The organism is Mycolicibacterium celeriflavum (assembly GCF_010731795.1).
Taxonomy (GTDB): Bacteria; Actinomycetota; Actinomycetes; order Mycobacteriales; family Mycobacteriaceae; genus Mycobacterium; species Mycobacterium celeriflavum.
Map to the genome: position 1 here is coordinate 2610056 of NZ_AP022591.1, position 15851 is coordinate 2625906.

Consider the following 15851-nt stretch of genomic DNA (forward strand, 5'->3'; position numbering starts at 1 on the left):
AGGGCGTCTGCGTGAGCACAGTCACCTTCTCGGCCACCAGCACAGCGTGGAGATCGTCTGGCGAGGCGGTCACGTCCTCGGGGACCACCACCACTCGTCCACCGCGCAGGAGGGCGCCGAAGATCTCCCAGACCGAGACGTCGAAAGCCAACGTGTGACACTGCGGCCACACCCCCGGCCGCGGCAGGCCCGCGTCCAGGGCCGCCAGCAGCTGGGTGACGTTGTGGTGCGTCACCGCAACGCCTTTGGGAACACCTGTGGTTCCCGATGTGTAGATGACGTACGCGAGGTCCTGCGCAGCGGGCGCCGGTAATGCGGTGTCGGCTTGAGCTTCGACACCTGGATCGTCGACATCGACGATGTGCACGTCGCAACCACGCAGCCTGCCCCGCAGGGCCGCGGTGGTGACCGCAGCCATCGGTGCGGCATCGGCGACCATGAACTCGATGCGCGCCGACGGCAGCGCCGGGTCGATCGGCAGATACGCCGCCCCGGTCTTGAGCACCGCGAGAATCGCGGCGACCGCCTCGGCCGACCGGGTCATCAGCAGCGCGACGCATCGTCCCGGTCCCGCGCCGCGGCCGACCAGCAAGTGCGCCAGGCGGTTCGACGCCTCGTCAAGCGCCCGGTAGGTCCACGACCGATCCCGGTAAGTGACTGCAACCGCATCGGGTGCGCGCGCGACGTGTTCTGCGAACAACGCCGGGATCGAGACAGGCGCGGGCGGCGGTGCAGTCAACACGGCCCGATTGCCGCACTCATCCAGCCACGCGCGCTCTTCAACATCGAGCACATCCATCGACGACACCCGCTGTTCGGGATCGGTCGTCATCGCCGTCAAGACCCGCTGCAGCCGTGCGATCATCGTCTCGATCGTGGCCGCCTCGAACACGTCGGTGCGGAATTCGACTGTCCCACAGATGCCGTCGGGCTCGCCCGCCACGCTCCATTGTTCAGACAGGGAGAACACGAGATCCATGCGGGCGGTGCGGGTGTCCACCGGTAGGCGGGTGACCTCTAGATCACCGAGCGTCAGTTCCGCAGCACTGTCCTCGCCGCCGATGGACGTCTGCCAGGCCAACGCGGCCTGCACCAGCGGGTGATGGCTCAGGCTACGGGCGGGGTTGAGCCGATCGACGAGAACCTCGAACGGCACATCCTGATGATCGTAGGCGTTCAGGCTGCGCCGTCGCACCTGCGCCAGCAACTGCGCGACCGTCGGATCGCCGCTCAGGTCGACGCGCAACACCAAGAGGTTCACGAAGAATCCGACGAGATCGTCGAGCGCAGGGTCGCGACGGCCGGCGATCGGGAACCCCAGCGCGACATCGCGGTTGGCGCTCAGCCGTGACAGCAGCGCCGCCAGGGCAGCCTGGACAACCATAAAACTCGTCGCATTGTGCTGCGCGGCGACTTCGGCCACCCGACGCTGCAACTCGGCCGGCCAGTCAACGGGGACCGTGGCGCCGCGCTGATCGGCGACGGCCGGGTAGGGCCGGTCGGTGGGCAGCTCGAGCCGTTCCGGCATTCCGGCCAGGGTGTCCTGCCAATAGGCCAGTTGCGCGGCGATGGGACTGTCGCCGTCACCGAGATCGCCGAACTGCTCGCGCTGCCACAGCGTGTAATCGGCGTACTGCACCGGCAGTCGAGGCCAGCTCGGCGGCTGCCCCGCGCAGCGGCTGGCGTAGGCCGTGCTCAGATCGCGGACCAGCGGGGCGATCGACCAGCCGTCGGCAGCGATGTGATGTACCACGCCGGCCAACACGTGTTCGTCGTCGGCGGTGCGGAACAATGTTGCGCGCAGCGGGATCTCATCGGACAGATCGAACGCGCGCCGGACGCCCTCCTCGATGCCCTCGGTGAGTCGCTCCATCGACCAGGCGGTGGCATCGACGACCCGCCATCCGAAGTCGGCCCGGTCGGCGTCGACGATGCTCTGCAGCGGCACGCCATCGGGTGCCGGGAACAGCGTACGCAGAGTCTCGTGGCGGGAGATGACGTCACGGAGCGCCGCGCGCAACGCGTCGGCGTCGAGCCGCCCGCGAAGGCGCAACGCCACCGCCATGTTGAAAACCGCTGAGGGTCCCTGCAGTTGGTCGAGGAACCACAACCGATTCTGGGCGAACGACAGCGGAAGTTCCGTGGGCCGCGCCCCGGCGACCAATGGGGTGCGGGGGCTCGCCTCGCCGCTGATGCGGGGCGCCAACTGCGCGACCGTCGGCGCGTCGAACAACGTCCGCACGGACAGGCCGCCGTCGAGGCTGCTGTTGATCTCGGCGACCACCCGCATCGCCAGAATGCTGTCGCCACCGAGGTCGAAGAAGGAATCGTCGGCGCCGACGCGGTCGACCCCGAGCACCTGGGCGTAGATGTTGGCCAGGATCACCTCGACCGGGGAGGCCGGGGCGCGATAGTGATCGACGCCCTGATACGCGGGTGCCGGCAGGGCACGGGTATCGAGCTTGCCGTTGGGCGTCAACGGCAGCGCGTCGAGCACCACAACCGCCGAAGGCACCATGTACGAAGGCAACCGCCCGGCGAGAGTGGCACGCACGTCGGACGCATCGACTGCCCCGGCGGTGGTTTGGGTGATGTAGCCGACCAGCCGCTTGTCGCCGGGGCGGTCCTCTCGGGCGATCACCGCGGCCTGCCTGACGCCGTCGAGTGCGCTCAACGCGGACCGCACTTCGCCGAGTTCGATGCGGTAGCCGCGGATCTTGACCTGCTCGTCGGCGCGGCCCAGATACTGCAGTTGCCCGTCCGGACCCCACCGCACCAGATCGCCGGTGCGATACATCCGCGCCCCGCGCCCACCAGCTGGACAAGCGACGAACCGCGACGCGGTCAGGCCGGGCCGTCGCCAATATCCGACGCCGACACCAAGACCCGCCACATACAACTCGCCCACCACGGCGGGCGGCACCGGCCGCAGCCATTCGTCGAGCACGAACAGTGCCGCACCCGGCACCGGCGTCCCGATCGGCACGATGTCCAATCCTTGCGTCAGCGGCGCGCTGATCGTCGCGTACACGGTGATCTCGGTCGGGCCGTAGCCGTTGACCATCACCCGTCCCGGCGCCCAGCGATCCACCACCTCGGCAGGACAGGCTTCGCCGGCCGCCATCAACGTCACCCCGTCCAAGCCTTCGCTTGAAAGCGCCTGAACTGCAGAGGGAGTCTGGCTCAGCACGGTGACACGTTCACCGCGCAGCAGAGCGTGGAAGTCCTCCGGTGAGCCGGCCACCGACTTGGGCACCACCACCAGTCGTCCACCGAACAACAGGGCACCCCAGATCTCCCAGACCGAGAAGTCGAACGCCAACGAGGCACACTGTGTCCACACCTGGTGCGGCCCCAGTTCGAAGCCGACATCGAGGGAGTCGAACAGCCGGGTCACGTTGTGATGGGTGACGGCAACACCTTTCGGTAGGCCGGTGGTTCCCGACGTGTAGATGATGTGTGCGATGTTGTCTGGTGCTGGTTCGGGCAGTGCGGTGCTCGGCTGTGTGCTTATTGCAGGGTCGTCGAGTTCGAGGACCGCAACACCGGAGTCGCGCATCCGGTCGGCCGACTCGGCGGTGGTGAGTGCGATGACCGGTGCGGCGTCGGCGACGATGAAGTCGGTTCGCGCCTTGGGTACCGCCGGGTCGATCGGCAGGTAGGCTGCGCCAGTCTTGAGGACCGCCAGGATCGCGACAATCGCCTGCGCCGACCGCTCGGCCATCAACAGCACACACTGTCCGGGGGCCGCGCCCTGGTCAACCAGCCGGTGCGCCAGTCGGTTCGACGACTCGTCAAGCTCCCGATACGACATCGACTTGCTCTCGAACGTCAGTGCCACCGCGTCGGGATCACGCGCCGTCTGAGCGGCGAAGAGAGCTGGAATCGACACCGGCTTGGCGGGCCGGGCCAACACGGCGCGGTTCCCGCGCCCGTCGAGCTCGACGTGCTGGTCGCCGTCGAGCAGATCGATCGACGACAGCCGACGCGTCGGATCGGCGGTCATCGCCCGTAGTACCCGCTGCAATCGTCGGCTGAGGTCGTCGACCTCGGTCGCGTCGAAGACGTCGGTGTCGAACTCGATGCGCACGCTCAGTTCCTGGCCCGGCTGGGCGACGACGGCCAGCGGATAATGGGTGGACTCGCGGCCGTTCACTTCGGTGATGGTCAACCCGTTGCTGAGTAGCGCGCCGGTGTCGACCGGATAGTTCTCGTAGACGAAGACGGTGTCGAACAGGTGGTCCTGACCGGTGGCGCGGTGGATCTCACTCAGTGCGAGGTGCTGGTGTTCCAGTGTCTGGTTGTAGTTGCGTTGGAGTTGGTCCAGCAACTCGGCCACGGTCGTTGCGGGGCCGATGTCGGCGCGCACCGGCACGGTGTTGATCAGCAGGCCGACCATCGAGTCGGCGCCGACGACATCGGCGGAGCGCCCGGACACTGCGGTTCCGAATGCGACGTCGTGGTGGCCGGTCAGCGACATCAGCATCTGCGCCCAGCCGGCCTGCAGCACGGTGTTGACGGTCGTGTGGCATGAGCGCGCCAACTCGCCGAGGGCCGTCGTCGGCTGCTCGCCGAGGAGGAACGCGGCCGTGCCTCGCGGCCCGAGCGTCAACCGGTCCGACGGCGCGACCAGGGTGGGCGTGTCGAACCCGGCCAGCACCTCGCGCCAGGCGGCATGCGCTGCAGCGGTGTCTCTTTCGGCAAGCCACATGACGTACCGGCGGTATGACCCGGCGGGAGGCAGCCGGTGCCCGTAGTAGCTGGCGAAGATCTCCTGGGCGACGATGGGCAGCGACCAGCCGTCGAGAACGATGTGGTGGTTGGTGAGCACAAGCCGGTGCCGGTCCGGTGCGGTGCGAACCACCGCCGCACGGAAGGCCGGCGGCCGGGTCAGGTCACACACCGCGGCACGTTCGTCGGCGCACAACTGCGTGATCGCCTGCGCGACATCGACACCGACCCGCCGATATTTGGTGCCCATCGGCCCGGCTTCTGGCTGGGATCCGACAGGTGTCGGGACGGCGACCGGCATCGGGGGTCGGCTGCCCGCCGCCGCGGCGGAGCCCGGGTCGATGTCGATGTCTATGCGGTTTGCCTCCAGGTCGAGAAATGCCCAGGGAATCACGGGGGTTGCGGGAATGATCTGAATGGGTTGGCCGTAGCGGCTCTCGAATTGGGCGGCGAGGTTGGGATGACGATTGGCCACGGTGGCGATGGCGTGTCGGAGGCGCTGGGGATCGAGCGGGCCGGCGATGGTGATCTCGAGTTGCATCGCGTAGACGGCGTCGTCTGCGCTGGTGGTGGTGCCGGCGTGGAACAGCAGCCCGTCTTGAAGTGGAGTCAGCGGAAGGATGTCGGCGACGGGGTGTCGCTGTTCCAGCTCGTCGATCTGGTGTTGGTCGAGGGCGACCGGGGCGATGTCCGACGGTGTCAGCCCGCCGCCGCCGCGTTCGACATGCTGGCAGATGCCGGTCAGCGCGTCGAACCAGAGTTGGCTGAGCCGGTCCACCTCGGCTTCGTCCAGTGTTGACGGCGCCCAGGTCCAGTTTGCCTGTAGCCGTGGGCCGTCGGAGCTGTCGACGGTGGCGGTGTTGAGTTCGAGGGTGTGCGCCAGCGGCATGGGCACGGCTGCGGCGGCGTCGGCCAACGCCATCCCGTCGTAGCAGATGCGCCACATGTCCTCAGAAACCGTGGCGCCGGCGTCCAGGCGTCCGAGGTAGTTGAACCCGATGGACGGGTCGGCTTCGGGCAGTTCGACGCTGGTGTTGAGATAGCGCAGCAGCCCGTAGGTCATGCCGTCGGGCAGCGCACGCAGTTGTTCCTTGGCATTCTTGATCAGCGAGCCCAGCGCGCCGTCACCGGTCACAACGGTCCCCCAGCGCACCGCGTCGAGCGTCAGTGCCACCGGGTATTTGGTGGTGAACCAGCCCACCGTCCGAGACAGGCTCACCTCGGGAGCGATCTCTTCCTCACGCCCATGGCCTTCGACGTCGATGACGACCGGATCGCGCGTTGCGAGGAACTGTCGGCACGCCAGCGCGAACGCGATCAGCAGGATGTCCTGCACGCCCGCATGTAGGGCGGCGGGAACCTCGCCGAGCAGCGAGCGGGTCGTCTCCGCATCCAGCGATGCCGATGAGCGACCTGCTTCGGCGTAGGTGTCGGTTTGGGCTCGAGGTCGCGGCCATGCCGGGGGTGTGGCCGACACGTGTCGCCAGGTGTCGGCGTGCCCGGTGACCGCCGCGTGGTGGGCACGCTCGTCGAGAAGCGCGGCCCAGCGCTGAAACGAGGTGCCACCCGTCGGCAGCGCGATGGGCTGCCCGTCGTGGTGTTGCGCCCAGGCGATGTTGATGTCCTCGAAAAGGATTCGCCATGACACCGCGTCGACCGCCAAGTGGTGGATGATCAATCCGAGCTGGCCGGTGGCCGGCGCCCACAGACCGCTGAGCATCACTCCCGCGGCCGGGCTGAGCCGGGAACGCGCTACCGCCACGGCATCTGCGGACAACACATCGACGATGTGCAGGCACGCGCCCGCGTCGACGGAGCCGGGTTCGGGCACGTGTAGTGACCAACCCACGTCGTTGCGCTGCGCCTCAAGCCGCAGCGTGGCGTGGTGGTCCATCAGCGCCTGCAGCACGGTGACCACGTCGGTGTGGGTCACTCCCGCCGGTGCCTGCATTACCACGGTCTGGTTGAATTCGTCTACCGGGCCGTCCATCTCGTGCAGCCAACGCATGATCGGTGTCGCCGTGACGGCGCCGACGCCCTCGTCGGTCGGGCCGGATTCCTCGCCGGCTATGCCGGCGATCCGGGCGAGGCGGGCCACGGTCTGCTCGACGAAGATGTCCCGCGGGCGACACCGTAGCCCTGCGGCGCGGGCGCGGGCCACCACCTGCATCGACAAGATGCTGTCACCGCCGAGATCGAAGAACGAGTCGTCGACGCTGACCCGCTCCAGGCCCAGCACCTGGGCGTAGATGCCGGCCAACACCGCCTCAACCGCGTCGGAGGGCGCCGAGTACTGCTGCGAGTTCTGGTAGTCGGGGATGGGCAGCGCGCGGGTATCGAGCTTGCCGTTGACGGTCAACGGCAGCGTGTCGAGAACGACGACCGCCGTCGGCACCATATACGCCGGTAGTCTGTCGGCCAGCGCGGGGCGCAGGCTTGCTGGATCTACGCTCCCGCTTGCGGTTTCGGTGATATAGCCCACCAGGCGTCTGATACCGGGCTGGTCTTCGCGGGCGACGACGACCGCTTGCTCGACGCCGTCGAGGGCCGCGAGGGCGGTCTGGATCTCACCGAGTTCGATGCGATAGCCGCGGATCTTGACCTGCTCGTCGGCGCGGCCGAGATACTGCAGCTGGTCGTCCGGACCCCAGCACACCAAATCGCCGGTGCGATACATACGCGTGCCGGGAGGCCCGAACGGGCAGGCGATGAACCGCCCGCCGGTGAGCCCGGACCGGCCGAGGTAGCCGACACCCACGCCTAGTCCGGCGACGTACAGCTCGCCGACCACCCCGACCGGCACCTGGCGCAGCCACCCGTCGAGCACGAACAGCGCAGCGGTCGGCACCGGTGCACCGATCGGCGCCGACCCGGCCCCTGCCTGCAGAGGTGTACTCATCGAAGCGTAAACCGTTGTCTCGGTGGGACCATAGGCATTGACCACCACCCGTCCGGGCGCCCACTGGTCCACCACATCGGCCGGGCACGCTTCGCCACCGAGCAGCACCGCGACGGATTCCAAGCCCTGCGGGCTCAGCGCCGCCACCGCGGATGGAGTCTGGGTGAGCACATTGACCTGTTCGCGCATCAGCAGCGCGTGGAAGTCTTCCGGTGAACCGGTTACCTCTTCGGGCACCACCACCAGCCGGCCGCCACCGAGCAGCGCAGCCCAGATCTCCCATACCGAGAAGTCGAAACCGTAGGAGTGGCACTGCGTCCACACCTGTGCCGCAGGCAGTCCCGGCGGCGTGGACGCGGCGAGATGAGCCAGGTTCTGGTGGGTGATGCCCACCGCCTTGGGAGTTCCGGTGGTGCCCGAGGTGTAGATGACGTAGGCGAGGTCGTCGGGCGCCGGTGACGGCTGGGCCAAGCCGGTTTGGGCGTCCACACCGTGGTCGGCGACATCGATGACCGTGAGGTCGTGGCCGTCGAAGCGTGGCCGCAAACAGGCGGCGGTGAGGGCGGCGACCGGCGCGGCATCGGTGAGCATGAATTCCACACGGGTATCGGGATGCGCCGGGTCGATCGCCAGATAGGCGGCCCCTGTTTTGAGCACCGCCAGCATCGCCATGACCGCCTCGGCGGAACGCTCCAACAGCAGGGCCACCTTCTGACCGGGACGCGCTCCCCCGGCAGAGAGCAAGCGCGCCAGTCGATCAGACGCTTCGTCGAGCTCGCGGTAAGTCCACGAATCCCCTAGGCAACTGACCGCCACCGACTCGGGATGACGCTCCACCTGCTCGGCGATCAACTCTGGGATCGTCACCCTCCGCAACGTGGTGTCAGTCAGCACCGCGCGGTTGCCGATCTCGTCCAGCCGGGCGAGCTCCTCGGCCTCGAGCATGCCGATCGACGACACGCGTGCCGCCGGTTCGGCCGTCATGGCCGTCAACACGCGCTCGAACCGCTCGAGCAACGTGGTGATGGTGTCGGGGTCGAAGACGTCGCTGCGGAACTCCACGGATCCCGAGATTCCGGCCGGCTCAGCGGTTTCCGTCCACTGCTCGGACAGCGAGAAGGACAGATCCATGCGGGCGGTGTGGGTGTGCACGGGAACCTGAGCGACCTCCAGACCGCCCACGGCCAACCGGGCGGCTGGATCGCCGGTGTGCCCGGGTAGGTTCTGCCACGCCAACAGCACCTGCACCAGAGGGTGATGGGTCAGGCTGCGGGCCGGGTTGAGGCGATCGACCAGTACCTCGAAGGGCACATCCTCGTGTTCATAGGCCTCGATGCTGCGCCGGCGTACTTGGGCCAGAAGCTCGTCCACCGTGGGATCGCCGGCCAGATCGACGCGCAACACCAACGTGTTGACGAAGAATCCCACCAGATCGTCGAGGGCTGGATCGGTGCGACCGGCGATCGGAAAGCCCATCGCGACATCGGGATTACCGCTCAGCCGTGACAACAACACGGCCAATCCGGCTTGGACCACCATGAAGCTGGTTGCGTTGGATGCGGCGGCCAACTGACGTACCCGCTGCTGCAACTCGGCCGGCCAGTCCACCCGCACCGTCGCTCCCTGCTGGTCGGCCACGGCGGGATAAGGCCGATCAGTCGGAAGCTGAAGCCGCTCCGGCATGCCCGCCAAAGCGTCACGCCAGTAGGCCAGCTGCGCGGCGATCGGGCTGTGGCCGTCGTCGATATCGCCGAACTGCATGCGCTGCCACAACGCATAGTCGATGTACTGCACAACCAACTCAGACCACTCGGGAGCCAGCCCCCGTCGTCGCGCTTCATATGCCTGGCCCAGGTCGCGTGCCAGCGGCGTCACCGACCAGCCGTCGAAAGCGATGTGGTGCACCACGATACCGAGTAGATGCTGTTGTGGGCCGACGGCGTAGATCTGGGCACGCAGCGGAATCTCAGCCGACAGATCGAACGGGTATCCGGCCAGCCCCGTCAATTCGCCGAGCGCATCGCGCTCCGACATCGTTTCCACGTGGGCGCCGCGGCGTCGCCACATTCCGGCACGGGCCGACAGCACCAGTTGGCTTGGCACACCGTCGGTTTGCGGATAGATGGTGCGCAGCACTTCGTGGCGCGCGATGACGTCGTCAAGGGCGGCGCTCAGCGCCTCGACATCGAGCGGGCCGCTGATCCGAAGCGCGGTCGGCATGTTGTAGGCGCCACCCTGCAATTGGTCTAGGAACCACAGCCGACTCTGGGCGAACGACAATGGGATCACCGCCGGCCGCTGGACGGCAAGCAGAGGGGCACGCCGATCCCCATCGCTCTTGACGTGGGCTGCCAGCAGGGCGACCGTGGGCGCATCGAACAGCGTGCGCACGGTCAGATGGGCATCGACGGATCTGGCGATCGTGCCGATCACGCGCATGGCCGACAGCGAGTCTCCGCCGAGGTCGAAGAACGAGTCGTCGATGCCGACGCGCTCGAGACCCAGTACGTGGGCGAAGATGCCGGTCAGGATCTCCTCGATGTGGTTGGTCGGGGCGCGGTAGTGATCGACACCGACGTATTCGGGGGCTGGCAGGGCGCGGGTGTCGAGTTTGCCGTTGACCGTGACCGGCAGCGCGTCGAGCACCACCACCGCCGCGGGCACCATGTAGGGCGGCAGCCGGTCGGCCAGCGCTTCGCGGGCCTGGGCCGCATCGATGCCACCGGTGACGTATCCGACCAGCCGCTTGTCGCCGGGGCGGTCTTCGCGGGCGATGACGACCGATTGCTGCACTCCGGCCAGTTCGGCCAGCGCGGCCTGGACTTCGCCGAGTTCGATGCGGTAGCCGCGGATCTTGACCTGCTCGTCGGCGCGCCCGAAATACCGCAACTGCCCGTCAGGGGCCCAGCACACCAGATCACCGGTGCGATACATCCGCTGCCCGGGTCCGCCGAACGGGCACGCCACGAACCGTGCCGCGGTCAAACTTGTTCGGCGCCAATACCCGACACCGACACCGCGGCCCGCGACATACAACTCGCCGACCACCCCGAACGGCACCGGCCGCAACCACCCGTCGAGCACGAACAACGCCGACTCAGCCGCCGGCGAGCCGATCGGCGGCGCGCCCGAACCCGCCTCCAGCGGCGCACTCCTGGACGCGCAGATGGACGTCTCGGTGGGACCGTAGCCATTGATCATCACCCGCCCGGGCGCCCACCGATCCACCAACTCGGCGGGGCAGGCTTCACCGGCCACCAACAACGCCATCGAGTCCAGGCCCTCCGCCGGAAGCGTTCCGAGCGCCGAGGGGGTTTGGCTCAGCACGCTGACGTTTTCGGCGGCCAAGAGCGCGTTCAGGTCTCGGGGTGAGCCCGCCACCTCCTCGGGCACGATCACCAGCCGGCCGCCGTGCAGCAATGCGCGCCAGATCTCTTCGGCGGAGGCGTCAAAGCCGTAGGAGTGCCACTGGGCCCACGCCCGCGGAGGCAGGTGCTCGTCGGGCGGAGCCAATAGTTGGGTGAGGTTACGGTGTGTGATCGCAACACCTTTGGGGGCGCCGGTAGTGCCGGAGGTGTAGATGATGTGGGCGATGTCGTCGGCGGCGGGTGGCGGTAGCGGTGTGGTGGGCTGGGTGTCGATGCGCGGATCGGCGACGTCGATGACCGGCAGTCCGCATCCCGCGAGGCGGGAACGCAACTCCGCCGTCGTGATCGCGGCGACAGGCGCAGCGTCACCGATGACGTATTCGATCCGCGCCGCAGGCGACGCCGGGTCGATCGGCAGATACGCCGCACCCGTCTTGAGCACCGCCAGAATCGAGACGATCGCCTCAGCAGATCGCGAAAACAGCAGCGCCACAATCTGTCCCGAGGTCACGCCGCGGGCCGCCAGCAGGTGTGCCAGCCGGTTCGACGCCTCGTCCACTTCGCGATAGGTCCACGAACGACCACCACACACCAGCGCTACCGCATCCGGCGTGCGTGCCACCTCGGTGGAGAAAAGTGCAGGAATGGACGACGGCATGAACCCCGGCCGGGTCAACACCGCACGGTGGCCACTTTCGTCGAGGCGCGCGGATTCACCGACCGAGAGGACGTCGACCGACGGCAGTCGCCGACCGGGATCGGCCGCCATCGTCGTCAACATCTGTTCCAGGCGTCCGGCCAGATCCGAGGGCGCGAAGTTCGCGAACGGTTGCCCGGCCCCCGCCGAGCAGAACGACTGCTGATCACCGACTCCGATGAAGAAGAAACCGAAGTGGCCAACCGGGCCGAACGTCGTGTATTTCGCCGTTGCGGGAACACCGCCGAGGCTCAGGGACAGTCGCGACGGAACGAAGTTGAGCACCACCCGGTTCGGCGCTTGCCGTAAGCCGCAGAGGTCGCCTTCGAGGGATTGGACGGGAAATCGCTGATGGCGCAGGGCTTCTCGGATTCGCGTGTCGACTTGTCGGCAGAAGTCGGCGACCGGCTCATGCGGCGCCGTATTCAGCACGAGCGGGACCACTCCGGCGATCATCCCCGGAAGCGTCTTCGATTCTGCGTCCACCCGCCTGCTGACCGGAAAGTCGAGTACCACCGAGTCGCCGGTGCCGCATCCGCGCACCAGAAGGGCGCAAGCCGCAGTGAGCACCGACGGCCGGCGAACGCCCAGCGCCTTGGCCAAGGCTTTGACGCGGCCCGCGACCGCCGGGTCCAGGTGGACCGGCGGCGACGGCCAATGGTCGCCGGGCCCGCTCGCCGTTTGAGGTGTTCGATACTCCAGCGCGTTTTCCGACGGAAGGATTTCCCTCCAGTACGCGGCGTCGTCCAGATAGTCGGTGGACGCCTCATACTCCACCTCGCTGGTTACGAGATCGCGCAGAGAGCCGAAGAATGCGGGCGAGGCGGCGGTGCCGGCGACAAGCGCAGAGTAGATCGCGGCGATGCGCCGGCCGACCAGCCCCATGCTCATTCCGTCGATGACGATGTGGTGGCAGCAGGCGAACCAGTAGTACTCATCCGGGCGGGTTCGGAACAGCGCGAACTTCATCAGCTTGCCGTCGAACGGCATCGGTGTCCGTTCGATCGATGTCGCTATCTCACGAGCTTCCTGCGCCGCGCGCTCGGAGCCGGTCAGGTCGTAGCGAGCCAGCTCGACGTCGGAGTAGTCGATCGCCCGCTGGAAAACCTGGCCGTCCCGCTCGAAGAAGGCGGCTCTGACCGGCTCGGCCTCCTGCAGCCCCCGTCTGATCGCCTCTTCGAACAAGTCGGGCTCTATGGCGCCGCCGATTTTCACGAACATGCCGAGCTGCCACTCGGTGCCGGAGTGGCCCGACTCCTGGGCAAGCCAAATGTCGAGTTGTCGCCGTGTCAGCGGCAGTCCCTGGTGGTCAAGCTCCATGCGAGCCCCCCGTCCAGAGGGATGTAGAAAGGAGGCCGATCAGGCCCCGTGCGCTGCGAGCTTCATGCGCTTCCAGCCAGCCGGGACCTCGGCGAATGCCGGCCACGGGCTGTGCCGCCCTCGTCGTTGAGCAAGACGAGGCAACCGCCGCTCTCGTCGTCGAAAGGAATGACGACCATCGGTTCTCCCAACCCCCGAGATGAGTGAAACCGTCCTGACGCTAACCCAGTCACATGGGCCGTTCCGCGGTTTCGGCAAAAAATTATCGCTTGCGTCAGAAACGTTGATCAGCGCGTTTGTGGCAACGCGGGCTACCGGGGCGACATCGGCGTGAGGGCGCTCCCCGTGGTCCTGATGTGCCAGGTCAGACGGTCAGAAAGCGTAGCGGAAGAGCCGATCGTAGTTTCGGGCAGCGGGGATTGCTCGCTGCATCCGGTAGAGCAGGCGTGGGCCGCGGAGCGGGATCTTCTCGAACCCCGCGATGACTGAGCGGTCGCCGATGAGGTGCAGCCGGTTGTCCCAGCGGGTGATCTCGCCGCCGTCCCGGGTGCCCCATTTGATGATTCCGGATCTGGACAGCCGCGGCCCCCACGGCGACAGCAGGTCAGCGAGGAGTTCTCCGATATCGAAGCGATCGAGCAGCCGGTGCAGCAGGCTCTTGACCTCCTCCGGTGTCAGATACATCAAGACGCCCTCGGCGACAATCAGGACGGGACCGCCGACGGGAAGCTGGTCGAGCCAACCGCGGTCGGTGATCGACGATCCGATCATCCGATAGTTGCCCGATTCTGGGTAAAGCTGTCGACGCAACGCAATGACTTGCGGGAAGTCGACGTCGAACCATTTTACTGCTGGTGGAACCGTCAAACGCATTGCCCGGCTGTGTAATCCGCATCCCAGGTGCAACACCGTGGCGTCTGGGTGCCCGGTCATGTAGTCGGTGATCAACACGTCGAATTGGGCGCCGCGCAGGGCCACACCGAACTGATTGATCGCCGGGCGTACGGCTCGATGGACGCGCTCCCAGTCGTATTCGATGCGCGCGACGTCATGTGCGGCAAAGTGATCGCCCAGGATGGGGCGGTCCAATCGGCTCTCGCACGAGCGAAGGTAGAGCATGCACAGCAGCGTCCACTCGACCGATCCCCAGCGCACGCCGGTGAAGTCGACCTTGCCGCGAGAGCCGGCCGGGTCCCCCGGTTCCGGCGCTGTTGGATCCGTCACGACTTCCTCCAACTGCGCATCCGCCACGACCTGCGTGCTGCGCGGTCAGCCTAGCGGCTTGTGTCGACAACGGACGGCGCTTGCGCCGAAGGGGCGTCCGTCACCGGGCACAGGCATAACGTGGCTGCCGTGCCACGGTCATTCGACTTCTCGGTCGAATCCTCCGCCACCGTCGAACAGATACATTCGGCGTTCTGCGCGGAGGAGTACTGGCGTTCGCGGCTGGCGGCGTTCGGCGGGTTCGGAAGGTTGGAATCGCTGGCCGTCGGCGCTGATGGCTCGGTCGACATCGAAGTCGTTCAAGATCTGGATCGTGACGGGTTGCCGGGGCTGGTCGCCAGATTCTTTCCCAAGAGCTGGCGAGTGGTGCAGCACGAGACGTGGAGCCCGGCCGACGATGGCGTCGTGCGTGGGCAGGTCAGCGTCGCGACGAGCGGAGCGCCGGGGTCGGGGCTCGGCAAGATCCTGCTGTCACCTACCCCGGCCGGCTCACGGCTGAAGTGCACCGCGACCGTGGAGTTCAAGGTGCCGTTGGTCGGCGGCAAGATCGAAGCCGTCATGGGACGTCTTCTGGTCCAACAGATCTCTGCAATCCAGCGCTTCACCACGAAATGGATTGCGGCACAAAGCTGAACGGGACTGTGCGCTACGGCTGATCGAGCAGGCGCTGCGGGTGCAAGCCGTCGACGGCGCCGACGAACGGTGGATGGATGCTGTAGCCGATCATGCGCCGGATGTCGGCGGAGAGCGTCCGAGCAATGTCGCGTGGGACCGAAAGGGTGAAGGCCTCCATCGGTCGCAGCCACGGTTGGCAGTACTGGGCGGTGACCGCAAGCCGCGCGTGGGCGGTGGTGTTGGCGCCGCCGCCATGCCAGAGGGTGCCGACGAAGAAGACGCAGGAGCCGGCCGGCATGACGACGGGAAGCGCGGGATCGTCTGCGCCGGGCCGACGCCTGCCCCAGCGGTGGCTGCCCGGGTAGAGCACCGTGGCGCCGTTGTCGGCGGTGAAGTCATCGATCGCCCAGATCGTGGCGGCCGCCAAGGGCGGTCGCGGTCGCGGGATCGGATAGAAGCCGTCGTCATGGTGAGCCAGTTGGGCGGACTCGCCGGGTTGAATGTTGATGGCCTGCAGTGCCGACAGCAGGTAGTTGTCCATCAGCAGCCGATCGAGCACAGCCAGCACCCGCGGATGATCGACAAGCCGGTCGCAAACCCGCGTCCTGCTCAGCACGCTGTAGACGCGCTGGGTGCGCCGTCCCTCGAACGAATTGCGTCCGGGATGCGCGAGATGGGGTGCAACAGCGTCGCGGATGTGCTGACACTCGTCGGCGCTGAGCAGGTTCTTCCAGATGACGTAGCCGTCGTTGTCGAGGGCCGCCATGTCGGCGTCGACGATCGTGGGGTCGACCGAGGCGCCGCTGCTGGATGTCCACTTGTACCGGCGCGCCAAATCGCCCCTGAGGTCGTCGAGCGTGGTGACTGGCTCGTCGTCGATGCTCATCAGGAGCCCTCCTGGACCGGCACGTGGGGACTGGGCCGACCTATACGGAACATTGAACCTCGGTGGGCCGCCGGTCAAGGGGCCAGCCTTCGGCGGGTTGGACATCCAACG

Annotated in this window: 4 protein-coding genes (1 of these 4 cut by a window edge); 1 reads left to right on the top strand and 3 read right to left on the bottom strand. The window is 67.2% G+C overall.

Going from position 1 to position 15851, the window contains the following annotated elements:
• Both G6N18_RS12690 and G6N18_RS12700 read right to left on the bottom strand, forming a co-directional pair.
• Window positions 1-13015: the beginning of a non-ribosomal peptide synthase/polyketide synthase gene (locus G6N18_RS12690; protein WP_163689880.1), read on the bottom strand. 17012 nt of this gene lie to the left of the window's left edge; only the first 13015 of its 30027 coding nucleotides appear in the window; the start codon lies at window positions 13013-13015; its stop codon lies off the left edge, out of view.
• A gap of 372 nt (window positions 13016-13387) precedes the next feature.
• Complete coding sequence (locus G6N18_RS12700) at window positions 13388-14239, bottom strand: class I SAM-dependent methyltransferase (protein ID WP_234806185.1); 852 nt, start codon at window positions 14237-14239, stop codon at window positions 13388-13390.
• Window positions 14240-14368: 129 nt separating this feature from the next.
• Between G6N18_RS12700 and G6N18_RS12705 the strand changes: the two genes are divergently transcribed.
• A complete protein-coding gene (locus G6N18_RS12705; protein ID WP_067224311.1) occupies window positions 14369-14872 on the top strand; it encodes a DUF2505 domain-containing protein in 504 nt (167 codons plus the stop codon).
• Window positions 14873-14885: 13 nt separating this feature from the next.
• On the opposite strand, the gene G6N18_RS12710 is transcribed toward G6N18_RS12705, so the two are convergent.
• On the bottom strand, window positions 14886-15740 hold the full coding sequence (locus G6N18_RS12710) for a phytanoyl-CoA dioxygenase family protein (RefSeq protein ID WP_083003090.1): 855 nt from the start codon (window positions 15738-15740) through the stop codon (window positions 14886-14888).
• Window positions 15741-15851 lie beyond the last annotated feature (111 nt).

What these genes read in the sequence shown, in the direction of transcription:
- G6N18_RS12710 (WP_083003090.1), bottom strand. Translation starts at nt 15,740, where the DNA reads ATGAGCATCGACGACGAGCCAGTCACCACGCTCGACGACCTCAGGGGC.